This window comes from Halorussus rarus (genome assembly GCF_003369835.1).
GTDB classification, from domain to species: Archaea; Halobacteriota; Halobacteria; order Halobacteriales; family Haladaptataceae; genus Halorussus; species Halorussus rarus.
Genome location: NZ_QPMJ01000004.1, coordinates 175,865 through 199,570, shown reverse-complemented (window position 1 = coordinate 199,570; position 23,706 = coordinate 175,865). Strand labels below are relative to the sequence as shown.

Sequence of the window (23,706 nt, the reverse complement as noted above, 5' to 3'; positions counted from 1 at the left end):
ATCGGGCCGTCACGCCGGATTCGGCGTCGGCAGCGCGCGGTGCTCCCGGGGCGGCAGCAGGAAGTTCCCGCGCCGGAGCACCTCCATGTACTGGAGGATGCCGTTGTTGTTCTTCTGCCCGACCGCCGACCGCTCGGCGAGGTCCTCGCCGTTCATCGCGTCGCGGGTGTCGACGAAGTCCGCGACGGTCCGCTGGAGCGAGACGAAGTGGAGGCCCGCCCGGCCGCCGTCGGTCGAGTCGAAGTCCCGGCGGATCATCAGCGGCGAGCCGTCGTCGTCGCGGGCCCGCGCCGACTTCTGGGAGTGGCCCACCACGCCCTTCTTGCGGGCGTGCTCCTCCGAGTGGGCGGGACAGCCCTTCTCCTCCATCCTGGCGGAGTCGCCGAGGTTGTCGCCCGCGTCCTCGACCAGGTCCTCCTCGGCGTGGACCGGGCAGAACATCTTGCTCACGCGCTGTGACCGGCTGTCCTGCTCGTACCACTGCTCCAAGTTGAGCTCGATCGTCGAGAGCTGGTGGGTCGTCCCGCCGGCGAACGGCCCGTCCCGGATGGTCACGCGGTCCTCGCTGGCCTGGTTCTTCCGAAAGCCCGACTTGAACCCCATGTAGAGCGGCGCGTCCTCGGGCACCGCGTCGGAGTCGGGGAGGCCGTCGACGTCCTGGTGGTCGGCGGGCAGCCCCTCGCCGATGAACCCGGTCCGGCGGTCGGCCCGCTCGAACACCCCCGAGAGGTCGGCCGTCACCTCGACGCCGTTCACCGTCGACTGCTCGCCGAGCAGCGCCTGCTCGGCCGCCAGCACGACCGACGCGTGGTTGCTTGCGAGGTGGACCACCGCGTCCTGGCGGTCGAGTTCCGGGTCCTCGAACGGGGCGAGCGCCCGGGGCTGCTGGAGGTCCACGGAGTCGGGCAGCGGCGCGTCGAACCGCTCGAAGTACGACGGCGAGTAGCCTACCGTGAACAGCAGGCCGTCGCCGCCCCGCTCGTAGGCGCGCTCGAGGCTCCGGAACGCCGACTCGGCGGTCTCGCGGTCGGCGTCGGTCGGCGTCCCGTCGCCGGCGTAGTTCAACAGGAGGAGGACCCGGTGGCGGGGCGCGACGACGTTGCCGTGGTCGTCGGTCGGGAGGAACTCGTTCCACGCGTGCTGGCGCGAGGGCAGCGTCGAGAGGTCCTCGGGCCCGGTGGCCACGTCCGGCCCGCCGTTCCGGCCCAGACACGCCGACAGCGCCGAGGCGCCCCCGATGGCCACCGCGGCCTTGGCGAACTCCCGCCTGGAGATGCCGCGGCTCCGGCGGTCCCGGTCGGCGCCGTCTCGGGCGGCGTCCGCCGACTCGCCGCGCGGCCGGGCGTCGCGGTCGGCCCCGCTTCGTCCGTGTTCGCTCGGTCCGGTGTCGTCCATCGCCCGGCCCTAAGGACGGGACCCGAAAGGGGGTTCTGGTTCGGGCGTCGAAAGGGACGGTCGTCGAGTCGACCTCGGGCGCGCTAGGCGTTCCGGCCCACGGTGGGAAATCGACGGTTGGTTACCGTTCCACAAACGCTACTTTTAAGCCCCTTCACGATTCCACCCAGAACATGTATATCATCATCGTCGGTGCCGGGGATATCGGGTCACAGCTGCTCGACCTGGTCACCCGGGAGACGAACAACGTCGTGGTGGTCGAACGGAACGAGGCGACGGCCAACGAAGTCGCCAAGAGCTACGACTGCCTCGTGCTCAACGCCGACGCCACGACGAAGGAGACCCTCGAGGAGGCCGGCGCCGACCAGGCCGACGCCGTCATCAGCACGACCGACGACGACGCCACCAACGTCATGGTGATGCTGCTCGCCCAGGAGTTCGGCATCCCCTCGCAGGTGTCGGTCGTCCAGAACCCCGATCACATGCGGCTGTTCCGCCAGCTCAACGTCAACGTCCTCGAGAACCCCGAGCACCTCATCGCGGAGTACCTCTACCGGGCGGTGCAGCGGCCGTCGGTCAAGGACTTCATGCACTTGGCCGACGGCGCCGAGGTCTTCGAGATAACGGTGGGCGAGGACGGCCCCATCGCGAGCCGGACGCTCCGAGACGCCGACGAGGCGGACGTGCTCCCCGACGACGTCCGGGTGGTCGCCGTCGAGCGCGGCGAGTCGGCACTGCTCCCGCGGGGCGACACCGAGATCCGCGAGGGCGATTTGGTCACCGTCTTCTCGAAGCGCGGATTCGCGCCCGCCATCCTCGAAGTGTTCACCGGCGAGAATCGGGAGGCGACGCGGGTGTGACCGATCGAGCGAACGCGTCGGCGACCTCTCGGAAACGCGGACGGCGTCGAGCTCGCAGGTGACAACTGGACGATAGCGACGGGAAGACTGACACCGACGGTGTCGGCGTCGCGGAGAACGCCACGGATACCCGGAAGACCAAATCTGTACCGTCAAAACTAATCTGAAACCGGTTCCTTTTTAGGCTGATTTTTCGATTCCGTATACGATGCGCGAATCACTCCGAACCATCGGGCGAGATCTGGGTCGGATGTTCCAGGCGCTCTCGGGCATGGTGTTCGTCTCGGTCGTCGTCCCGCTGGTCTGGGGCGAGTTCTACGCGATACCCGGGCTGGTGCTCGCCGGGGCGATCCCGCTGGCCGCGGGGACCGCCCTCGCGCGGCGCTTCGCGGACGCCGCCGAGCCGGGCAAGCTCCACGGGATGATGATCGCGGCCTCCGGGTGGTTCTTCGTCGCGGTGTTCGGGTCGCTCCCGTTCTACCTCGTCGCGCTCACCGCCTTCGTCGACCCGGGTCTCGTCCCGGTGCCGGCGTCGGTACGGACCGAGACGCTCCGGGCGTTCCTGAACCCGCTCAACGGGTTCTTCGAGAGCATGAGCGGCTTCACCGGGACCGGGCTGACCATGACGGTCCACGAGGACCGCATCCCCCACACGCTCCAGTGGTGGCGGTCGCTGACCGAGTGGGTCGGCGGCGTGGGCGTCATCGTGCTCACGACCGCCGTCCTCGCCCGGCCCGGCAGCGGGTCGCTCACCCTCTACGAGAGCGAGGCCCGCTCCGAGAAAATCCACCCGAGCATCGTCTCGACGGTCCGGACCATCTGGTGGATCTTCCTGCTGTTCACCGTCGTCTCGGTCCTCCTGCTGTGGGTCGCGGGGATGCCGCTGTGGGACGCCGTCAACCACGCGATGACCGGGCTGGCGACCGGCGGATTCAGCGTCACCGACAACAGCATCGGAACCTACGACAGCGTCGCCATCGACTTCGCGCTCGTCCCGGTGATGATCCTGGGCAGCATCGCGTTCCCGGTCCACTACCTCGTGCTCCGGGGCGACCTCCGGAACCTCTACGCGGACCTCCAGACACGGTGGGTGTTCGGCTTCTTCGCGCTCGGGACCGCCGCCCTCACCGGGTTCCTCCTGCTGAGCGGCAGCTACGACCCCGGGCGACTCGTCGTGGTCCCCGGCGCGCTCGCGCTGTCCGGGTCGGCGGCCGCGCTGTTCCAGACGTTCCGATTCGCGCTCTTCCAGTTCGTCTCGGCCGCCTCGTGCACGGGGTTCCAGACCGCCGGGACGCTCGGGACGCGGTGGCCCGCGACCGCCCAGCTCGTCGTCTCGCTGGGGATGGTCGTCGGCGCCGCAGCGGGGTCGACGGTCGGCGGCATCAAGCTCGTCCGGGCGCTGACCCTGGTCAAGGGGACCGTGTTCCGGATCCGGGGCGTGTTCCTGCCCGAGACCGCGGTCCGCACGTTCGAGATGAACGGCCGGAACTACTCGGACGACGAGGCCGCCCGGGAGTTCGAGGAGGCGGCCATCGTCTCGTTCCTCTGGCTGGTGTTCCTCGCGCTCGGAATCTTCGTCCTCCTGGTCGCGGTCCCGGTCGGCCCGGGCGAGGACGCGTTCACGCTGGCGAACGTGGTCTTCGAGGTCGCCAGCGCCCAGGGCAACGTCGGCCTCTCGTCAGGCATCACCGGGCCGGGGATGCCGACCGTCGCCAAGGTCGCGTTCCTGTTCAACATGTGGATCGGCCGGCTCGAGATCATCCCCGTTCTCGTGCTGCTGCGGAGCCTGTTCGTCGGTGCGGAGGGGTACCGATGAACTGGACCGACGTGCCGGTGCTCCGGGCGGTGTTCCGGGTCGGACCGGCCGACCGGGTGTTCGACCTCCTGATCCTCTTCGGTCCGCTGCTGATCACGTCGATCGCGCTCGTCGGACGCAACCCGATCACGACCGGGCTGACGGTCCTGTACCTCTGCGGGTTCGCCGGCTACGTGCTCTACAAGGGTCTGAGAGGTCAGGTATAGTCCGTCCGCTTTCGGTGGCTGGAACCGGAGAAAATGAATCGCCGGTACTACCTGTTCAGTCGGTCTACGAGCCCCTCGCGGACGCTCCGGGTCGTCTGCCTCGGCCCGCGGACCATCGCGACCGTCGCGTCCACCTCCTCCCCGATGGTCTCGGGGATCGAACCGAACAGCGCCTGGGAAACGGAACCCGACCGGGTCGCGCCGACGCAGACCGTGTCGTACGCGGCGACTGCGTCGAGTAGCAGCTCCTCGACGTCGTCTCCGACCACGACCTCGCTCTCGTAGTCCACGTACTCGATGCCGGCCGCTTCGGCGACGTCGGCGATCACCGCCTCGCCTCGGTCCCGGGGGTCGGCTTCGTCGTCCGGTCGCTGTGCGTTGAGGAGCGTCAGCGATCCCTTCCCTCGGGTCGTATCGACCAGTTCCGCGCCGCGACGCGCCGCCACGGGTGCGTGGGGCCCCTCGCCGGCAAGCGCGACGACGTCCTCGACCGTGTCGACGCGTTCGGTCGTCGCCAGCTTCACCAACGTCACCTCGCAGGGCGCGTGTTCGACGACCTGGTCGATGTTCGACCCGAGGATGTGTTCCCGCGGGCTCCGCGAGCCCTTCCAGCCCATCAGGACGTGGTCGGCCTGCTCCTCGTCGATGACGTCGAGCACCACGTCGCCCACGTCGCGTCCGACGATGGCCCGCGTCCGGATACCGATGTCGAGATCCTCGGCGATGTCTCGGGCCGCATCGAGGAGTTCGGCCTGGCGACCGACGCGTTCCTCCTCGAACTCGACGTCCTGCGAGAGCGACGTTTGCTGGGGGACTTCGATGACGTTGACGGCGATGATCTCGGCGTTTTCGTCCTCGTGGGCGTGCGCGTTCGCGGCCGCCAGTCGGAGCAGGTCGCGTTCGGTGTCGGGGTTGGCGACGGGCACGACGACACGGTAGTTCCCCTTGCCGTCCGTGACCGCAGTCGGTTCCGGAGCGATGGCCTCGCCGACCAGGCCCTCGGTGATCGCCCGGTCGCGGGCGTAGGCGAAGTACCAGACGACGCCGACGCCGACGATCGCGACGCCGATCGCCTGGACGATCCAGCTCATCTGGAGTAGTATCGCGATGCAGGCGAGGAAGCCGACGATCGGGACGACGGGATAGAGGACGCTCGGAATCCGGAACGCGGGGGCGTAGTCGTCCGGGTCGGCCCGCCGCATCACGACGACCGCGACGTGGACGAGCGAATAGGTGATGAGATACGAGAAGGAGGCGACCTCCGCGAGCGTGCCGATGGGGACGCCGCTGGCGATTAGCGCGAGGATGACGACGCCGGTCGCGACGATGGCCCGGTACGGCGTCCGGAAGCGGTCGTGGACCTGGTTCAGCCAGTTGGTGAGGATCTTGTCCCGGCCCATCGCGAAGTTGACGCGGGCCGCCGAGAGGATCGACGCGTTCGCGCTCGATACCGTCGCTAGCATCGCACCGACCACCATGGCGAACGCACCCGCCTCGGCCCACGACATCGAAATCGGCCCGAGTTCGAGCCTGCCGAACGAACTCATCACCGTTTCGGCGACGACGGCGACCGGGATGTTCGAGGTCGCGAGCGCGTCGATGGAGAGAGTGCCGGTGCTGACGAACATAACGAGCACGTAGAGGAGCGTCGGGGTGACGACGGCGGCGATCATCGAGAGCGGGAGGTTCCGGCTCGGATTCTTGATCTCCTCGGCGCTGGTCGCGATGACCTCGAACCCGATGAACGAGACGTAGATGGTGCCGGCGGTCGCGGCGACCGCGGGCCACCCGTTCGGATTGAACGGGTCGAGGGTGTCCATGTCGACGTTCAGGACGCCGAACGCGATGAACACGAGGATGAGCCCCACCAGCGCGAGCACGATGACGTTCTGGAGCGCCCCGGTCTCCTTGACGCCGTAGTAGTTGACGCCCGTCAGGATGGCCGCCATGACGAGCGCGGCGACGGCGACGCCGGTCGAGCCCATCGGGACGAAGTAGGTGAGGTACTGACCGAACCCGAGCATGTAGAACGCGGAGGCGAACATCAGTCCGGCCCACATGCCCCAGCCGACGATGCTCCCGAAGAAGCTCCCGAGCGACCGGTTCACGTAGTAGTAGCTCCCTCCGGCCTTCGGCATCCCGGTCGCGAGTTCCGACAGCGACAGGGCGGCGAGCAGCGAGACGAGGCCGCCGATGGCGAACGAGACCATGCTGGCCGGCCCCGCAGCCTCGGCCGCGATGCTCGGCAGGACGAAGATGCCCGCGCCGATCATCGTCCCGAGTCCGATGGTGTACGCTTCGAGGAAGCCGAGGTCGCGAGCGAGCTCCTGGTCGGTCATCCGTCACCCTCCTCGGTGTCCGGCAGGACCACGACCGGCCGGGTCGCCCGTTCGAGCAGCCCCAACGCCGTGTCCCCCGTCAGGAGTTTCAGCCACCGGCTGCCGCCACGGGGCGTGAAGACGATAGCCGACGCATCGAACTCGTCCGCCGCATCGCGGATGGTTTCGGCGACGTCCGTTCCGTACAGGATCGCCGTCTCCACGTCGATCCCGTCCCCGTCGAGCGACTCTTCGACGACTGCGAAGATTTCGCCTGCGAGGGTTTCGCGCTGTTCGACGGAGGCCTTGTCGGGCGCACCGCCGGCCTTCTCGATGACGTGAACGGCCAGCACGGCACTGCCGCCGTCGCGGAGTCGAGGAACTACCCTCTCGCAGGTCGTTCTCGCGTCCTCCTCCGACGCCACGGGGAGTACGATTCGCTGAAGTAGAGTATCAGTCATACGTGTCCCTCGCGTCCCTAGAGCGACGAGTTGGCCCCAGTAGCATATAAAGATGGTTTTATAATCGTACCGCCCGTACTCGCTCGCGTCTCTCGGACCTTCCCCGCGACTCGGTCGGTCCTCCATCGGTCGGACTGACCGAGGTTGCCGCGGCTGGGGGTGAGTCGTACTCCCGGGAGGGTGGTCAGAATACTACGCGTTCGATCAGGCGACGGAGGAGCGACTGCGCCTTGGACTGACGCGGATGGACCAGCAACACGGGACAGTCGAGCCGGTCGCTGATTTCCGTCGCCGGATCGCCGAGGACCAGTTCGTGCACCCTCGAATGAGCCACCGTTCCCACGATCGCCACGTCGGCGTCGGTCGCGCGCGTCACGACCCCGTCGACGGGATCGCCGGTTCGAACGATCTCACTTCGGGTCGTGGCGCTGCAGAGCGCTTCGAGTTCGCGATGGTACTCCCCAGTCGAGTCGACCAGTTCGTCCGACGCGTCCTCGCCGACGGCCGTAATGAACCGGATGGTCGCGTCGTACTGCACGGCGAGGGCGTTCGCGAGCATCACCTTGACGGACCCGTGGGGCCCCCGGCGAGTGATGACGGCGACGTCGTCGACCTCGGCCAGGGCGCGCTCCCGGAGGAACGCCGTCTCGCAGGGTGCGTGCTCCATGAACCAGTCCACGTCGCTGCCGAGGAGTTCGGCGTGGAGTCGGTCGGGCTCCCACTCGCCGAGTAACAGTTCGGCGTCGATCTCGGCGGCGTAGTTGACGACAGCCCGCTTGCGGTCGTGACTGACGACCTCGTAGGGGACGATGTCGGCAGGGAGGTCCTCGGCCAACTCCCGGGTCTGTCGCTCGAACGCGCGGTCGGTTTCGGTCACGTCCGTCGCGGACGAGAGACTCAGCTGTTCCGGGACCTCCTCGAACCGGACCGCGTAGACCCGTCCGTTCTGCATGGCCGCCACGCTCGCCGCTACGGTCAACAGGGTTCGCTCGCGCCTCGGCGACGTCGTTTCGTCCATCGCGACGAGGACGGTGCCGTCTGTTCGGGTGAACTCGTGTTCCAACTCGGTGAGCGACCGAGATCCCGCGGTCCGCCGTATCGCGTCGAGAGCGGCTCCCTCCCGTTCGGTCTTTTCGCGGCCGTACACCCGGTACCAGAGCACGCCAGCGACGATGATGCCGACGGCGCCGCCGATTGCCACCGGTCCCATCTGGGTCAGCAGGACGAGCCCACCGACTATCCCGGCCAACTGGACCCACGGATACGCGGGCGACGTGAACTCGGGGGTGTACCACTCCAGCGAACTCTCCCGGAACGCGATCAGAGCGACGTTGATGAACGTGAAGATGAGGATCTTGAATGCGCTGGCGAGCTTCGCGAGTTCGACGACCGGGACGAACGCGATGAGGCCGAGCAGTAACACGCCCGTGAGCGTCACGGAAGCGACGGGGGTCTTGAACCGTTCGCTGACGTCGCTCAGTCGTTCCGGCGCCAGCGAGTCCCGGCTCATCGCCAGCGGGAACCGGGACGAGGAGAGAATGCCCGCGTTCGCCATGCTCGTCAGGGCGAGGACGGCGACGGCCGAGAGGGCGAGTTCGCCGAACCGCCCGGCGAACTGGCTCGCGGCCAGCGCCATCGGCGTCAGCATGTCGTTCGCCATCAGGTCGTCGGCCGGTGACACGCCGACCATGACGTACACGGTGAGCGTGTAGACGAACATCATCATCACCACCGAGGCGAGCATGGCGATGGGGATGTTCCGGCCGGGGTTCTCGACCTCCTCGGCGACGGAGGCGATCTTCGTCACCCCCGCGTAGGAGACGAACACGAAGCCCGTGGCGGCGAGGACGCCGCCGCTGTCGTGCGTGGCCAGCGGATGGAATCTGGTGCTGTCCACGTACGTGATGCCGTCGAGGATGAACGCTGCGAGGGCGAGCAGTACCAGGCTCACGACGACCGCCTGCAGTCGCCCGCTCTGTTTCACGCCGACAACGTTCACCGCGACGAGGAGGACGCCGAGTCCGAGACTGACGGTTACCAACAGGGCGTTCGGGATCGAGACCAGGAGAAGCAGATACGCGCCGAGACCGACCAGTGCGAACGCACTCTTGAACACGAGCGAGAACCACGCACCGATGCCCGCAATCGTTCCGAGGAGCGGCCCCATCGCCCGGTCGATGTAGAGGTACGTGCCGCCGGCTTCGGGAAGGGCGGTCGCCATCTCCGCCTTCGACAGGACCGCCGGTAACACGATCAGTCCCGCGAGCAGATACGCGAAGATGACGCTCGGTCCCGTCTTCTTCGCTGCGAGCCCGGGGAGGACGAAGATGCCGCTGCCGATCATCGCACCGATGCTGATGGTGATCGTCGCGTAAAGACCGAGATCGCGTTCGAGATCCTTTGGCATTCGTGAAGTGTCGGTTGTCGGCTTCCAAAGCGTCGCCGAATCGAGTCGCTTTTCGAACTTATCGGTCAATATGATAAAAGTAGGTGTGAACCTCCGCTCGTGATCCGATCGATGGCGGTTCGTCCGGCTCTACCGGACCGGACCGAGAAACTCCCAGTGCAGGGACGGTGACCGGTCCTCTCCGGGGTGCGGTTCGACCCGGACGTGATACAGATACGGTCCGTGAGGGCAGTCCTCACAACCGTCCGCACACCGCTGCATCTTTACGACGCGCGTGTAAGCGCCATCGTCCTCGACGTCGAGGATTTCCTCGCCGGGTCGCTCTTCGAGCAGGTCCTCGACAGTCGGGGGCTGGGGGAGTTGCGAGCGGGCATACGATACGAGAGCCCGAATCTCGGATTCGTCGAGTTGGGAGACCCGCTCTACGAGGTCGTCGGGGAGGTCGTTCGGAGAGGAACCGGAAGAGCGGGAGGAGTCGTTGGAAGTCGGACTCATAATTCGGTCTTCGTAGTCCCGGTACTTAGAGTTACGGAATCAGAATTTCTCCCTTTAAGCCACTATCTATTCGAAAACGAAATGGCGCGGGCGCAGGCGAACGCGGCTTCCAAACCCTCGACTCGTCTCTCCGATTCGCCAATATCCCGACACTCGCCGAAGAGTTCGGAAACCCGGGCGGAACCTCCCGCTGACGGACACCAAGAACGTTCCCACCGAGACCCGTACACGATCGTCGCGGTCGTGGCAGGGGTACGACGCGCCCCGCGACGTGCTGTTCGCCCGGGAGTTTCGAGAACGTGGACGTCCGGCGGACCCTCGACGCGTTCCCGGCCGACCCGTCGCCCGAGGTCCACGAGGTCGATGCCGACACCGTCGCCGAGGGGCTGGTCGCGACGGCCGCGGAGAACGGCGGCCCGCTGTTCATCGGCGCCTCTCGGACCCGACTGCTGAAGCGGTGGGTGCTCGGGTCGACGCCCGACCGGGTCATCGACCGGGCCGACGACCTCGGCGTGCCGGTCGTCGTCTACGCGCAGCCGACGGGACTGCGCGACCGGGCCAGCGAGGCGCTGTTCCCGGTGAGCCGGTACATCCGGTCGGTGTTCCGGTGACGGCGGGATGCCGCCTCCGGACGGCGCGGAGCGCCCGGTCGCTACGTCCGCCAGTACGCGGGGGAAAGGACGACGAGGACGGAGAGGATCTCCAGTCGACCGATCCACATCAGGAACACCATGTAGAGCTTCGACGCCCAGGAGAACCGGCGGAAGCTGTTCATCGGACCGACGACGCCGACCCCCGGCCCGACGTTGCCGAGGGTCGCGATGGACGCGCTCACCGCCTCGATCGCGGAGAGTTCGAGCCCGATCCGGAGGCTGTCGACGTAGATCAGCACGGTCGAGACCGCGAAGATGGCGATAAAGAGCAGCACGAACACCAGCACGCTGTTGACGACGTCCTCGTCGGCCACGTCGTCGAACACCCGGATGGGGCGGACCGCCTCGGGGTGGATCGACGTGAACACCTCCCGCGTCATCGCCTTCCGGATCAGGTACCACCGGATTATCTTGACCGAGCCGGCCGCCGACCCGGCCGACCCGCCGAGGAACATCGCGAAGAGGAGCGCGAGTTGGGCCGACTCGCCCCACGTGTTGAAGTCCATGCTCGCGTACCCGGTGGTCGTGACGATGGCGACGGTCTGGAACACCGCCTGCCGGAGCGCGTTCTCGACGTCGCCCGCCAGCGGCGCGATCCGGGTCGGCACCTCCGCGAGGCCGGCGCCGGTGAACAGCAACACCGCGAAGAGCCCGCTGATACCGGCCATCACGGCGAGGTACGTTCGGAACTCCGCGTTGTGCGTCAGTCGCCGCGGCTCGCCTTCCGAGACGTACCAGAAGAGGGCGAAGTTCGTCCCGGCGACCACCATGAAGAAGACGACCGCCCACTGGACGATCGGCGCGAACGCTTCGACGCTCCGGCCCTCGGGCGAGAACCCGCCGGTCGGGAGGGTGGTCAGCGCGTGGGCGACGGCGTTGTAGAAATCCATGTTCGGCGCCATTCCCAGGCGGTTGAGCCCGAAGTACACGACGACGGCCGCGATCGTGAATCCGAGGTAGATGACCCATAAAGCGCGGGCCGTATCCTGGATGCGGGGCGTGAGCTTCTCGATCGACAGTCCCGGGGATTCCTCTCGGATGATCTGGGCTCCCCCGACCGATAGTTCCGGGAGTATCGCGACCATGAGCACCAGTATCCCCATCCCGCCGAGCCACTGCGTCAGCTGCCGCCACATGAGTATCGACCGCGAGTGGCGCTCGAACGAGATTTCCGCGAGTACGGTCGACCCCGTGGTCGTGAACCCGCTCATGCTCTCGAACAGGGCGTTGACGGGATGGGCGACCGTCCCTTGCCCCGCTATCAGGTAGGGGAGCATCCCGACGAGCGGGACGACGAACCACGTGAGGCTCACGAACAGGAACGCCTCGCGGTGGCCCAGATTCGGCTCCGACTGTAACCGTTCGAGCGCCAGTCCCAGGCCGATCATCACGCCGGACGTCGCCAGAAAGGGGACCGGGCTCTCGCCGTAATAGAGGGCGACGAGGGTAGGCAGTAGCGGCGTGACAGACAGATATTTCAGCGTTCTTCCGAGGAAGGCGAGGCTCGATGTGTATCCGATAACGTCGTCAAGGTTCGATTTCCAACTGCCTCCGAACACGTCTAGAAAATTGAAATTCATCGGTGTCGAACCTCTATAGGCTCGGTAATAAGGAGTTCGGCTGACGACCGCGGTCCTCACCGCCAACGCCAGTTCAGGTTCCCCGAAGCGCGTCGCACATCGAACGGCGCTAACCGTAGCACCCTGTCGCTACGACTGCCAGTACGCCGGCGTCAGCAGCACCAGCACCGGAAGGATCTCGAGCCGGCCGATCCACATCAGGAACACCATGAACAGCTTCGTGCTGTTCGGGAACGGCCGGTAGTTCTCCATCGGCCCGACGATGCCGAACCCCGGCCCGACGTTGCCGAGCGTGGCGGCCACCGCGCTCATCGCGTCGAGCGCGATGAGGTCCAGTCCGACGCGGGCGGCGTCGACGTACACCAGCGTGGTCGCGGCGAAGAAGATGACCAGGTAGAGCAGGGTGAACGCGTAGATGCCCCGAATCGCGCGCTCGTCGAGCGCGCGGCCGCCGAGCCGGACCGGACGGACCGCCTCGGGGTGGACCGTGGTGAACAACTCGCGCTTGAGCGACTTGAGGATGACGAGCCACCGCACGATCTTGACCGCCCCGCCGGTCGACCCGGCCGACCCGCCGACGAACAGCGCCACGAACAGCACGTACTGGGCCGGGCGGCCCCACTGCGCGAAGTCCATGCTGGCGTACCCCGTGGTCGTCACGAGCGAGACGACCTGGAAGACCGCGTGGCGGACCGACTGCTCGAGGTTCCCGGAGAGTGGACCGACCCGGGTCGGCTGGAGGGTACCACCGGTGAACAGCAGGACCGCGGTCAGTCCGGTGAACACCGCCAGCACGCCGACGTAGAACCGGAACTCGGTGTCCTCGCCGAACGCCTCGGGCTCGCCGTTGAGCGCGTGCCAGAACAGCGCGAAGTTGGTGCCGGCCGCTACCATGAACGGGACGATGAGCCACTGGACCGCGGCCGAGAAGTACTCGATGCTTCGGGCCGCGGGCGAGAAGCCGCCGGTCGCCATCGTGGTGAATCCGTGGGCGACCGCCTGGTAGACGGTCACGTTCGGGGCGACGCCGACGGCGTTGAGACCGATCAGCAGGACGACCTCCAATGCGGTGATGCCGAGGTACGCCTTCCAGAGCGCGCGGGCGGTCTCGGCGATCCGGGGCGTGAGCTTCTGGATGCCCGGACCGGGCGCCTCGGCGTCCATCAGCTGAGCGCCGCCGACCGACAGCTCCGGCAGGATGGCGACCGCCAGCACCACGATGCCCATCCCGCCGAGCCACTGGGTCTGCTGGCGCCACATCATCAGCGCCCGCGAATGGGTGTCGAAGCCGATGTCGCCCATCACGGTCGCGCCCGTGGTCGTGAACCCGCTCATCGACTCGAACAGGGCGTTGACGGGGTGGGCGATCGTCCCCTGGCCGGCGATGACGTAGGGGAGCGCGCCGACCACCGAGACCGCGAGCCACGTCAGCCCCACCATCAGGAACCCCTCGCGGGCGCCGAGGTCGGGGTCGTCGTCCAGTCGTTCGAGGCTCCAGCCCGCCGCGACCGCGACGGTCATCGCAGCGAGGAACGTGACCAGCCCCTCGCCGTAGAACGCCGCCAGCGCGAGCGGGAACACCATCGCTACCGCCAGCCACTTCATCACCGTGCCGACGAGCGCCACGCTGGCCCGCCAGTCGACCCTGAGATTCACCATTGTGTACTCCTACAGTCGGTCGCTGATGGCCTCCAGGGCGTCGCGCTCCGCGAACGCGACGACGTGGTCGCCCGGCTCGATCACGGTGTCGCCCCGCGGGACGATGAACCGGCCCTCGCGGGTGATGGCGCCGATGACGAACCCGTCGGGCAGGTCCGCGACCGCCTCCCGGATGGGCCGGTCGATGAGGACGCTGTCGCCGTCGACCTCGATCTCGAGCACTTCGGCCTTGTCGTCCTCGATAAGCGCGACCTTCTCGGTGTGGAGCTCGCGGGTGAACCGGGTGATCTCCTCGGCGGTGACCTCGCGGGGGTTGACCGCCACGTCGACGCCGACGGTCTCGAAGAGGTCGACGTACTCGGCGGTCTCGACGACCGCCACGGTCCTGTCGGCGCCGAGTCGCTTGGCGAGTACCGACACCAGCAGGTTCTTCTCGTCGCTCTCGAGCGTCGTGACCACGGCGTCGGCCTCGTCGACGTGCTCGCGCGCGAGGAACTCGGCGTCGGTCGCGTCGCTCTCCATCACCACGGTGTCGGGCAGCTTCTCGGCCAGTTCCCGGGCGCGGTCGGGGTCGCGCTCGATGAGTCGGGGGTGGAGCCCCCGCTCCTCGAGCTCCCGTGCGGTGTGGTAGCCGATCTCGCTGCCGCCGATGATGACGAGGTCCTCGCTGCCCGACGGCGTCTCGGCGGGCGCGACCTCGCGGGCGAACGCCTGGACGCTCTCGGGGCTGCCGATGACGACCACCTTGTCGCCCGCCCGGATGCGGGACTCCCCGCGGGCGATCTCGACGTCGCCGTTCCGGAGCAGCGCCGCGAACGTCAGCGAGTCGAACCGGTCGGCCTCCCGGACGGTCTGGTCGGCGACCGGGCTCCCATCGCCGACGGCGAACTCCGCCATCTGGACCGTCCCGCCCGCGAACGGGTCGACGTCGCGGGCCGCCGGGAGGCCGACGACGCGAACGATGTCTTCGGCGGTGAGCAGGTTCGTGCAGACCATGAAGTCGACGCCGAACGCCCGCCGGTCGGCGGCGTGCTGCCAGGTCTCGAGGTAGTCGACGTTCTTGACCCGGGCGATGGTGAACGGGTCGTCGACGGTCTTGGCGGTGCCGCAGGTCACCAGGTTGGTCTCGTCGTCGTCGGTGCTGGCGATTATCATGTCCGCGTCGCCGATGCCCGCCTCCCGGAGCGTCGCGAGCGACGTGCCGTCGCCCTCGATGGCGAGCACGTCGAGCGAGTAGGTCAGCGTGTCCACGCGCTCCGGGTCGGTGTCCACCACGACCACCTCGTGGGCGTCCGCGAGGCTGGCCGCGATGGACGACCCGACCTCACCCGCCCCGACGATGATTACGCGCATCGGAACCCTCCTTGGTCATCCTTGCAGGCCTTTACAAGTCCCGACCTATGACGATTTCCTTTCCGGACGCGACCGGCGACCGAATCGTCCGGCAGGACGGACCTCCGCCGCGCGACGGGAGGACCGGCCGAGACGGAAGGGCATCGAGAGGAGTCGGGAGTGATTCCCTCCGGGAGACCGCCGCCGATCGCTCGCAATCAACCCTCTCTGCAATAAACGGTTTGACGTTTCTACCGGTGGCGTCGTCGTTTCGACCGAGAACCGGACGGATAACTGCCGAGAGCGGGCGAGGAGCGACGTCCCGGTCTACCGGCTCACCCCGCTTCGGCGGGGCCATCGACCCTCACCTCGCTGCGACGAGTCCGTCGACCCTCATCCCTCCTCGACGAGTCCGTCGACCCTCATCCCTCCTCGACGAGTCCGTCGACCAGGTTCGCGAACCGGTCGACCAGCCGCTCGGGTAGCGACGGGGTTATCTCGCCGAGGAGGTCGGCGGTGGCCGCCGGTCGGGCTGGTTCGAGGAAGACCCGGTTGCCCTCCCGGCGCTTCTCGACCAGGTCGTAGTCGGTCAGGTTGTCGAGGTGCCACTCGACCGTGCTCCGGGCGAGGTCCAGTTCGTCGGCGAGCGCGGCGGGGGTAGTCTCGCCCGCGTCGAGCAGGTGGGCCAGCACGTCGCGCGCGGTCTCGCGCCGGAACATCGCGAGCGCCGACCGCTCCCAGTCGCCGTACGCCGGCGGGTAGAGGTGGGTCCGGCCCTGGACCTCGTCGGCCACGACCTCGCCCTCGTCGCGGAGCCGCCGGAGGTGGTACTGGACCTGGCCCGGCGCGACGTCGAGCCCCCGGACCACCGCGTTGAAGTGGACGCCCGGGTTCGCCCGGACGTGGTCGGCGATGGCGCGGCGCGTCGCGTTCATCGCCGGCCCTCCCGGTCGACCTCGGTTTCGCGTTCTCGCGTGCGCCCGCCGTCGCTCCGGACGCGCGACTCCGTCCGGTCGCTCGCCGCCTTCCGGGCCGAGCGGGCGTCGTAGACGGCCGCGACGACCAGCGCGGCCATCGCCGCGTCGAGGCCGTGTTCGAGCAGGTGGTGGGACCCGGCGGCGACCGACCCGGTGAGCGACAGCACCGCCACCCCGGTCCGGGCCAGCAGGGTCGCCAGCGCCAGCGTCACCAGCAGGTACGACCGCGAGCGCCGCCGGACCAGCGCGGCGAGCGCGAGGCCGAGCACGACCGCGGAGCCCAGACCTGCCAGCGCGAGCAGCGCGACGAAGGTCGGGTCGGGGCTCGCGACCGGCCCGCCGTGGAGGACGACCAGTCGCGACAGCGTCGGTTGCATGCTTCCCCTTACTCGTTCGGGAGATTTACGGATTCGGGTTCGACGGTCCGGTCGGAGGCGGTCCGCCGCATCGACCCGACCAAACGCCCCATTACGGACGGAAATCCGCGATTGCGCCTTCGGTAACCGTTCGAAGAGTCGAACGATGTCGGCCGTTTATGCGTCGGTTTCGAACTCCGCTGCGGTCGCAGGGCATCGGGAAGTAGTCGGTCTCGGTGATGGCGCATCGCCGACCGAACCGAGACAGCGGAAACGCCGGTGTCGACCGAGCGACGGAATCTCGGAAACGGCGGCGGGAGCGAATCGACGAGGTCAGCGACCCGGCGGGAGCAACGGTCCGACGAGAGCAGCGGAAACCGCGGGGTCGAGCGACGGCGGAAGCGACAGCGTCGAACGGCCGGCGCGACAGCGCCGACGAGAGTGAATCGAGCGCTCGGAAGCGACTCGGACTCCGCAGCTCAGGCGAGGCGGGCGTCGGGGGCTTCGACCTCGTGGCCGCAGCGCGGACACCGGTAGCGCGCGCCGTCCTCGGCGGCGAACTTCCGGGTCGGCCCGACGTACCAGCAGTCGGGACACCGCCGGATCGGGAGTCGGATCACGGCCGGAGAGACGGGCCGGACGACCAAAAGCCGGTCGCCGGGCGAGACCACCGGTCGGTGTCGCGATTCAAGATCACCGGACACGCCGACACCTCGCTCCACCCGTGTCCGTCACCTCCCTCGTGTCGGGCGAAAAACAGCGGAAATCCCGGTGTGGCGGAGAACGGAGTGCCTCGCCGGAATCGAGCGCAGCCCCTTCGCGAGGACAGCGGAAACGACGGGGTGGCCGAGAAGCGGCGAGCGGGGCGCGAGGACCGAGCGCGGGACTGATACCGCTCGGGCCCCAGGCTCCGACGATGGCAGTACGACGGCGAGACGGCATCCACATCGAGATTCCCGCGAGCGGAGCTGCCGGCGAGTCGGGCGGCGCGACCGGCGAGCGCAGCGGGCGGACCTTCGTCGCTGACGCGTCCAGCGCGGTCGGCGACGTGAACGTCGTGAGTCACGCTCACGCCGACCACACCTTCCGCCGGACGCCGGAGACCGTCGTCTGCTCGGCGGCCACTGCGGCGCTGGTCGAGGCCCGGACCGGCGCGTCGCTGCCGGCGTTCCGCGAGGGCACCGACGAGGTGACGCTGTACCCCTCGGGCCACGTCGTCGGGTCGCGCGCCGCGCTGGTCGAGGCCGACGGGGCCGACCGGCCCGACGGGGCGACCCGGCGCTACCTCTACACCGGCGACTTCTCGGTCCGGGACCGGCTCTACCTCGAGGGGTTCGACCCGGTCGACGCCGACGTGCTGGTGATGGAGACGACCTACGGGAAGTCGAAGTACCGCTTCCCGCCGGAGGACGAACTGCAGGCCGGAATCCGGGACTGGCTGGCCGACGCGCCCGACCGGCCCCTCTTCCTGTTCGGCTACTCGCTGGGCCGGGCCCAGAAGCTCCAGCGGCTCGCCCGCCAGGCGACCGACCGTCGGCTAGTGGTCCACGACGCGATCCGGACCGTCAACGACGCAATCGAGGCGGCGACCGACCTCTCCTTCCCGGCTGAGTCACTGTCGGCCGACGGCGGCGACGAGGTCGTGGTCCTGCCGACCCACCTCTCGCGGACCGACTGGGTGACCGACCTGGTCGAGCGTCACGACGCCCTCAAGGCGGGCTTCTCGGGCTGGGCGGTCGACCGGTCGTTCCGGTACCGCGGCGGCTACGACGTCACCTTCCCGCTGACCGACCACTGCGACTTCGACGAACTGGTCGCGACCGTCCGCGCGGTCGACCCCGAGGTCGTCTACACCCACCACGGCTTCGACGAGGCGTTCGCCGACCACCTCGCCACCCACCACGGCTACGACGCGCGACCCCTGCTGGGCGACCAGACCCGGCTCGACGACTTCTGACCGGCCCGAGCGACTGCCCTCGAATACGGGACTCGCGGTCGTCCCGAAGTCGGCAGAACCGACCGCGTGGTCAACGTTTACATCTCCGAATGGCGTTCGAGAGATCATGGTAGACGTCGCAATCGTCGGCGGGGGTCCCGCGGGACTCAGCGCCGGCCTGTTCACCGCGAAGAACGGCCTCGAGACGGTCGTGTTCGACACCGACGAGACGTGGATGCACAAGGCTCACCTGTTCAACTACCTCGGAATCCGGTCCATCGCGGGCGACGAGTTCCAGGCGATCGCCCGCGGGCAGGTCGAGGACCGCGGCGGCGAGGTCCACATGGGCGAGGAGGTCACCGGCGTCGAGGAGTCGGGCGATGGATTCACCGTGGCGACCGAGGACGACGAGTACGACGCGACGTACGTCGTCTTCGCCACCGGAACCGACACCAGCCTGCTCGAGGACCTCGGCGTCGAGTTCACCGACGACGACCTCGTGGACGTGGACCTCTCGATGGAGACCAGCGTCGAGAACGCCTACGCCACCGGCGCGATGATCCGCGACCAGGAGTGGCAGGCGGTCATCTCGGCCGGCGACGGCGGCGCGGCCGCGCTCGACATCCTCAGCGAGGAGAAGGGCGAGCAGTACCACGACTTCGACACGCCCGCCGACGTGCCGGAACTGAGCGCGTCCGACGAGTAGCGCGACCGCCCCTCTGATTCCTCACACGTCCTGTCCGTACAGCGGCGGGTCGCTGGCGGTGTCGACCACGACGAGCGGTTCGGCGCCGTCGGCGAACATCTCCGCGACGGCGTCGGCCTCGCCGCGTTCGTCGGCCGACTCGGTCATCCGCCGACGGTGGACCTCGCGCGCGGCCCCGGCCAGTTCCTCGTCGAGCGAGAGTTGGTCTGCGAGCGTCCGCCAGATGCCGTCGCCGTTGAGGTAGTAGGCCTCGTCGTCGCGCCAGCCGAAGTTGTGCTCCGAGGAGTACTCGTACTCGCCCTCGCCCCTGGCGACGGCGGACTGGACGCCGGCGAGCGCGTCTTCGAGGTCGGCATCGCCGACGCCGCGTTCGTCGGCGACCGCCGCGATTCGGTCCCGGGAGAACGGGTGGTCTGGGTCGGTCATCGTCGGCGTGCTACGAGCAGGAGACATAGAGGTGTAACGGCAGGCGGGTCGGCGGTCGGGAGACCCCGACGACGAGGACGGTTGCGCCGCGGCGCGAATCAGTCGGACCGGCGCCCGTCGGTCCCGACCTGCTCGGCCAGCGACCGCGAGACGCCGGCGAGGTACGCCCCAGACCGCGACGATGCCGGCGAGGTCGTCACTCGCTATCACGTGTCACTACGGGCTGCGTGCGTAAAATCGTGGAATCCTGCGGCGGGCCGCGGTGACGCTTGCCGGTTACGCGCCGGCCCCCGAGCTATTAGCCGAGCGTTACTATGCAAGCACGGACCCGCGCGACGGTCCCGGAACGGTGAAACGTTTGAACGATTCGTGAACTGTGTGTCGAACCGAGAGCTACCGTTCCAAACCCCGGATTGTCCCGGCCCGGAACCGTTCGAACCCGCGAAACGCGGTTCAACCGAGTTACCACTTCATGGGCCTGTAGCGAGAGGAGTCTAACGGGGGAACACCAAATGACGACACCAAGTTCGGCGTTCTCGGAGACCGTCGAGTCCTGCGAGGAGTGCGGGGAGTCGACGCCTCACGACGTGACCATCGAGATCCAGACCGAGAGCAAGAAGTCCGAGAACACCGAGTTCTCGCGCGAACCGTACCGCGTCGCGGAGTGTCTGGAGTGCGGGGAGACGACGAGCAAGCGGATGAACAACGCGTAACCGACGCGCTGCATCGAACGCGACGGTACAGACGTACCAGCGGCCTTTTCTCGCGACCCGTGCCGAAGTCCGAGCGATCTGAGCGACCGGTCAGTCGCGAGTCTCCGCGGAACCGGGCTCGGTCTCGGCCTCGATTTCGCGGGCGGCCTCGAGGATGTACTCGTCGTCGACGTGGTCGAGCAGTCGGCGCTGACCGCGCGCGACGCGGCGCTCTATCTCGTCGTCCGCGAGGTACGTGTCGAACCGCCTGTCTATCTCGCGCTCGCGGAGTTCGACGAGTCGGTCCTCCGAGACGTCGAGACCGTCGGGTTTCCGGTCGGCGAACCACTCGCGCCACCGGTCGCGGTCGCCCCACTCGCCGTCGAGTTCGGCCTCCCGGCGGAGCCAGTCGTAGTGGTCGGCGAACGCGTCGGGGTAGCCCCGGTCGCGCCGGACGTCGGCGAGGACCGTCAGCGCGACCCTGGCGCCTCGCCCGGCGGCCACGACCGCCTGGCGGTCGGCCTCCGCGGAGGGCGAGGCGACGTAGAGGTCCTCGACCGGGGTCCGCCCGTCGCGCTCGGCGTACTCCCGGTCGAAGTGCTCGTGTTCCTCGCCGCCGTGAGAGTGGGTCTCGAACATGGCGTCCTCGTCGTCGAGGCCGCGGAGGTACTCGCCGCCGTACCGCGTGGCGGCGATGACCCGCCGTGCGGTGACGCGCCGGTCCTCCTGGGTCGCGACGACGAAGCCGTCGCCGTCGGCGCGGGAGACAGACTCGACCATGTCCGCGACGAGATCGCAGCCGGTCTCCTCGACGTGGTCGTGCAGCAGCTCGTAGAACGTCTCGACGTCGATGCCTGCCGGGAAGCCGAGGTAGTTCTCGAGGAAGGCGCACCGCTGGATCGACGAGCGCCCCCGGTCGAAGACGACGGTGTCGAGACCGTAGCGCGCGGTGAACACGCCCGCCGAACAGCCCGCGGGTCCGCCGCCGACGACCGCGACATCGTACTCGCAGTCGTGGTCGGCGTCCCAGTCCCGGTCGGCGTCGGGAGCGGTCGTCTCCCGGGGGTCGGCGTCCGCGTCGGACTCGGTGTCGGTGTCGGCGGAGCTCATCGTCAGACGTCTCCCTTCACGATGTCGGCCACGCGCTGCCGGTCGAACAGCTTTTCGCCGCCGAAGGTGCCGGGGTAGAGCCCCTGTGCGGCGCGTTCGAGCTGGAAGAGGTGGATGATCGGCCCCTGGTAGGTCAGCCCGCCGTAGACGACCCGGTCGTCCTGCACCGCGGTGAGATCGCTCGCGACCGGGTGGTCCTTGAGATGGGAGACGATCTCTCGCTCGAAGTACTCCCGCGTGATCTCGCCCTGAAGCCGGATGGCCAGCGCGTCGGGGTCGATCTCCAGCAGGGTCTCGAAGTCGACGGTGCCGCCGCCGGCCTGCGCGTCGGTGACGTCGTTCTTCGCGAGCGCGTCGCCGACCCGCAGGTCCGTCCAGTGCTTCGACTGGGTGCCGTCACCCACGAGGTACGGGTAGAACGCCTCCGGGGGCACGTCGGCGGGATACAGGATGGCGACGTCGGGCGTCTCGTCGGGGAGGCGCGACTGCACGTCCGCGAGCACCTCGTCGTGGTACCGCTCGAACGCCTCGTAGCGCGCCCGCTCCCGGAAGACCTCGGCGAGCTTCTCGAAGGCCTCGTACATCGAGTAGTAGGGGTAGTCGTGCCAATCGTACACGCGCGTGAAGATGGTGTTGCCGAGGAACGGCGCGACGTTCTCCCGGATCTCGTCGACGTCACTCTGCTTCCACTGGAGCCGGTTGAGCATGAAGTGGGGGTCGACGACGTGGAGGTCGGCGTCGAGCTCGTAGAAGATCTCCTTGTCGGTGCCCTCCTGCCAGAGCTGGGTCAGCTCGGCCTTGTCGACGGAGACGCCGGGCAGTTCCTCGTAGAGGTGCGAGCCGAACCGCGCCTTGACGCCGATGGCCGACAGCCCGTCCGCCTGCCCGAGCGCGACGCCCATGTCGGCGTAGTCGGCCGTGTACGGGAACCACGTCTCGGGCGGCGACTCGAACTCGACGGCGCCCACCGGTTCCATCGTCACCGAGTACGACCCCTGGGCCTCGGTCGTCGATTCGCCGTCTTCGGTCGACGACCCGGAGGTCGTCGCCCCCGCGCCGGTGGTCGCGTCGGTCGTCCCCTCGGCGGTCGTCGACGTCTCGCTCCGGCCCGCACAGCCGGCGAGGAGCCCGCCGACGCCCACGGCCGCGCCGGTTCTCAGCAGTCGACGCCGGGTCGAGTCGTACCGCGAATCTCGCGCCATGGAATTTAGGTTCGCCTAAACCGATAAAGAGATTTCGACTTTTCGGCGCGCCTAAAACGAGATCGGCTCACCGCGGCGCGCCACAGCGGGGGCACATCGGCGGCCCCGCGTCCGGGAGTTCGAGCCCGCAACCCGGACACTCCTCGCCGTCGGCCGACGCCACGTCGTCGGCAACATCGCCGGTCGTCTCCCGAATCGCCGCTACGGAGCCGACGGCGTCCGGGATGTCGTCCGGACCCGACCCGTCGTCCCCCGCCCGGACGGCGAACCGGGCCCGCTCGGCTACGAACGGCTCGTCGTCGGTCAGTTCCGCGAGGTCCGAGCGCGGAGTCGAACGTTCGTCCGCCGGCGCTCGCCCGAGCAGTCCGAGCGCCTCTGCGGCCCGGCCGCGGACGTGGCGGTTCTCGTCGGCTAGTCTCTCGCCGAGGGCGTCGCGGGCGTCCGCGAGCGCCGCGGGGTGCTCGCACCCGACGACCGCGAGCGCGGTACACATGTGATAGCGCACGAGGTCGTTCTCGTCGTCGAGGTGGTCGGCCAGGGTCGCCGCCTGGTGGCGGAGCCGTCCGGGATCGCCGAGCGCGACGTGTTCGAGCGCCTTCGCGAGCTTCTCGCGCACCTCGGGTTCGTCGAACGACAGTCCGACCCGGAGGTCCGCCAGCGTCTCCGGGGAAGCGACGTCGTCGGGGCGCTCCAGCGCGACGTAGCCGAGCGCCTCGGCCGCGCGCGCCCGGACGAAGTAGAACTCACCCTCGTCTGCGAGTCGGTCGGCGAGCGCCGGAACGACCGGGGCGACCGCGTCCGGCGCCGCCTCGGCGAGGGTGACGAGCAGTTTCGCGGCGGCGAGCCGGACCGACCGGTCCGAATCCTCGAGGAACCCCGCCAGCGCAGTGAGCACGGGGTCCGGGGCGCTGGCGAGGTCGCCGGCGCTCGATTCGAGCGACTGCATCGCCTCCTTGCGCTCGTCGGCGGGAGCCGACCGCAACCGGTCGAGCGCGGCGACGGCCTCGTCGGTCGCGCCTCGTTCGACGAGCGCCGGCACGCGTTCGGCCGGCGGCGGTGAGGTGGAGTCGTCCATGGCTGCGCTCGTTCGGAGTAGGTTCGCGGAGCGACGTCAATATT

The 23,706-nt window shown here is 68.5% G+C and carries 22 protein-coding genes; 7 read left to right on the top strand and 15 right to left on the bottom strand.

Translation table 11 applies throughout. The annotated features are described in order from the left end of the window. Window positions 1-9: 9 nt before the first annotated feature. Entirely contained in the window at window positions 10-1,395 is a 1,386-nt protein-coding gene (locus tag DVR07_RS19600; RefSeq protein ID WP_240147636.1) for a Dyp-type peroxidase, read from the bottom strand. A gap of 173 nt (window positions 1,396-1,568) precedes the next feature. Here DVR07_RS19600 and DVR07_RS19595 point away from each other — a divergent pair, with 173 nt between their 5' ends. The 3 genes from DVR07_RS19595 (at window position 1,569) to DVR07_RS19585 (ending at window position 4,277) form a co-directional block, all read left to right on the top strand. Then, a complete protein-coding gene (locus tag DVR07_RS19595; RefSeq protein ID WP_115799010.1) occupies window positions 1,569-2,255 on the top strand; it encodes a potassium channel family protein in 687 nt (228 codons plus the stop codon). Between the two features lie 208 nt (window positions 2,256-2,463). Next, on the top strand, window positions 2,464-4,071 hold the full coding sequence (locus DVR07_RS19590) for a TrkH family potassium uptake protein (protein ID WP_115799009.1): 1,608 nt from the start codon (window positions 2,464-2,466) through the stop codon (window positions 4,069-4,071). After that, window positions 4,068-4,277, top strand: coding sequence for a hypothetical protein (locus DVR07_RS19585; RefSeq protein ID WP_115799008.1), 210 nt, complete (start codon window positions 4,068-4,070; stop codon window positions 4,275-4,277). Before DVR07_RS19590 ends, DVR07_RS19585 begins: the two co-directional genes overlap by 4 nt. Before the next feature lie 47 nt (window positions 4,278-4,324). Here DVR07_RS19585 and DVR07_RS19580 read toward each other — a convergent pair whose 3' ends face one another. The 4 genes from DVR07_RS19580 to DVR07_RS19565 form a co-directional block, all read right to left on the bottom strand. Then, on the bottom strand, window positions 4,325-6,616 hold the full coding sequence (locus tag DVR07_RS19580) for an amino acid permease (RefSeq protein WP_115799007.1): 2,292 nt from the start codon (window positions 6,614-6,616) through the stop codon (window positions 4,325-4,327). After that, window positions 6,613-7,056: a universal stress protein gene (locus tag DVR07_RS19575; protein ID WP_115799006.1), complete on the bottom strand. Its 444-nt coding sequence runs from the start codon at window positions 7,054-7,056 to the stop codon at window positions 6,613-6,615. Before DVR07_RS19575 ends, DVR07_RS19580 begins: the two co-directional genes overlap by 4 nt. A gap of 184 nt (window positions 7,057-7,240) precedes the next feature. After that, window positions 7,241-9,463, bottom strand: coding sequence for an amino acid permease (locus tag DVR07_RS19570; protein WP_115799005.1), 2,223 nt, complete (start codon window positions 9,461-9,463; stop codon window positions 7,241-7,243). Between the two features lie 129 nt (window positions 9,464-9,592). Further along, on the bottom strand, window positions 9,593-9,958 hold the full coding sequence (locus tag DVR07_RS19565) for a hypothetical protein (RefSeq protein ID WP_115799004.1): 366 nt from the start codon (window positions 9,956-9,958) through the stop codon (window positions 9,593-9,595). Window positions 9,959-10,257: 299 nt separating this feature from the next. Here DVR07_RS19565 and DVR07_RS19560 point away from each other — a divergent pair, with 299 nt between their 5' ends. Next, a complete protein-coding gene (locus tag DVR07_RS19560; RefSeq protein WP_115799003.1) occupies window positions 10,258-10,569 on the top strand; it encodes a universal stress protein in 312 nt (103 codons plus the stop codon). Window positions 10,570-10,610: 41 nt separating this feature from the next. Here the strand turns inward: DVR07_RS19560 and DVR07_RS19555 are convergent, their stop codons facing one another. The 6 genes from DVR07_RS19555 to DVR07_RS22240 form a co-directional block, all read right to left on the bottom strand. Further along, window positions 10,611-12,191 carry a TrkH family potassium uptake protein gene (locus tag DVR07_RS19555; protein ID WP_115799002.1) on the bottom strand — a complete coding sequence of 527 codons (1,581 nt, stop codon included), beginning with the start codon at window positions 12,189-12,191 and terminating at the stop codon, window positions 10,611-10,613. Window positions 12,192-12,320: 129 nt separating this feature from the next. Then, window positions 12,321-13,850, bottom strand: coding sequence for a TrkH family potassium uptake protein (locus tag DVR07_RS19550; RefSeq protein ID WP_193570277.1), 1,530 nt, complete (start codon window positions 13,848-13,850; stop codon window positions 12,321-12,323). A gap of 9 nt (window positions 13,851-13,859) precedes the next feature. Further along, entirely contained in the window at window positions 13,860-15,203 is a 1,344-nt protein-coding gene (trkA, locus tag DVR07_RS19545) for a Trk system potassium transporter TrkA (protein ID WP_115799001.1), read from the bottom strand. Window positions 15,204-15,604: 401 nt separating this feature from the next. Further along, window positions 15,605-16,117 carry a winged helix-turn-helix transcriptional regulator gene (locus DVR07_RS19540; RefSeq protein WP_115799000.1) on the bottom strand — a complete coding sequence of 171 codons (513 nt, stop codon included), beginning with the start codon at window positions 16,115-16,117 and terminating at the stop codon, window positions 15,605-15,607. Further along, entirely contained in the window at window positions 16,114-16,536 is a 423-nt protein-coding gene (locus DVR07_RS19535; RefSeq protein ID WP_193570276.1) for a DUF7471 family protein, read from the bottom strand. The genes DVR07_RS19540 and DVR07_RS19535 overlap by 4 nt, the downstream gene beginning before the upstream one ends. A 458-nt stretch (window positions 16,537-16,994) precedes the next feature. Further along, entirely contained in the window at window positions 16,995-17,135 is a 141-nt protein-coding gene (locus DVR07_RS22240) for a hypothetical protein (protein ID WP_165881774.1), read from the bottom strand. Window positions 17,136-17,431: 296 nt separating this feature from the next. On the opposite strand from DVR07_RS22240, the gene DVR07_RS19530 reads away from it, so the two are divergent. Then, the gene (locus tag DVR07_RS19530) at window positions 17,432-18,472 is read left to right on the top strand and encodes an mRNA cleavage and polyadenylation specificity factor-like protein (RefSeq protein ID WP_115798999.1); all 1,041 of its coding nucleotides are present in this window, start codon (window positions 17,432-17,434) and stop codon (window positions 18,470-18,472) included. Window positions 18,473-18,578: 106 nt separating this feature from the next. Next, window positions 18,579-19,157: an FAD-dependent oxidoreductase gene (locus DVR07_RS19525; RefSeq protein ID WP_115798998.1), complete on the top strand. Its 579-nt coding sequence runs from the start codon at window positions 18,579-18,581 to the stop codon at window positions 19,155-19,157. 21 nt (window positions 19,158-19,178) lie between these two features. Here the strand turns inward: DVR07_RS19525 and DVR07_RS19520 are convergent, their stop codons facing one another. After that, window positions 19,179-19,583 carry a hypothetical protein gene (locus tag DVR07_RS19520; protein ID WP_115798997.1) on the bottom strand — a complete coding sequence of 135 codons (405 nt, stop codon included), beginning with the start codon at window positions 19,581-19,583 and terminating at the stop codon, window positions 19,179-19,181. A 512-nt stretch (window positions 19,584-20,095) separates the two neighbouring features. Between DVR07_RS19520 and DVR07_RS19515 the strand changes: the two genes are divergently transcribed. Beyond that, entirely contained in the window at window positions 20,096-20,296 is a 201-nt protein-coding gene (locus DVR07_RS19515) for a DUF7835 family putative zinc beta-ribbon protein (protein WP_115798996.1), read from the top strand. A gap of 90 nt (window positions 20,297-20,386) precedes the next feature. On the opposite strand, the gene DVR07_RS19510 is transcribed toward DVR07_RS19515, so the two are convergent. The 3 genes from DVR07_RS19510 to DVR07_RS19500 form a co-directional block, all read right to left on the bottom strand. After that, window positions 20,387-21,385 (bottom strand): NAD(P)/FAD-dependent oxidoreductase, encoded by a 999-nt coding sequence (locus DVR07_RS19510; RefSeq protein WP_115798995.1) that lies wholly within the window; start codon window positions 21,383-21,385, stop codon window positions 20,387-20,389. A 2-nt stretch (window positions 21,386-21,387) separates the two neighbouring features. Further along, complete coding sequence (locus DVR07_RS19505; RefSeq protein ID WP_115798994.1) at window positions 21,388-22,587, bottom strand: ABC transporter substrate-binding protein; 1,200 nt, start codon at window positions 22,585-22,587, stop codon at window positions 21,388-21,390. A gap of 67 nt (window positions 22,588-22,654) precedes the next feature. Beyond that, complete coding sequence (locus DVR07_RS19500; RefSeq protein WP_115798993.1) at window positions 22,655-23,662, bottom strand: sister chromatid cohesion protein PDS5; 1,008 nt, start codon at window positions 23,660-23,662, stop codon at window positions 22,655-22,657. Window positions 23,663-23,706: the final 44 nt, after the last annotated feature.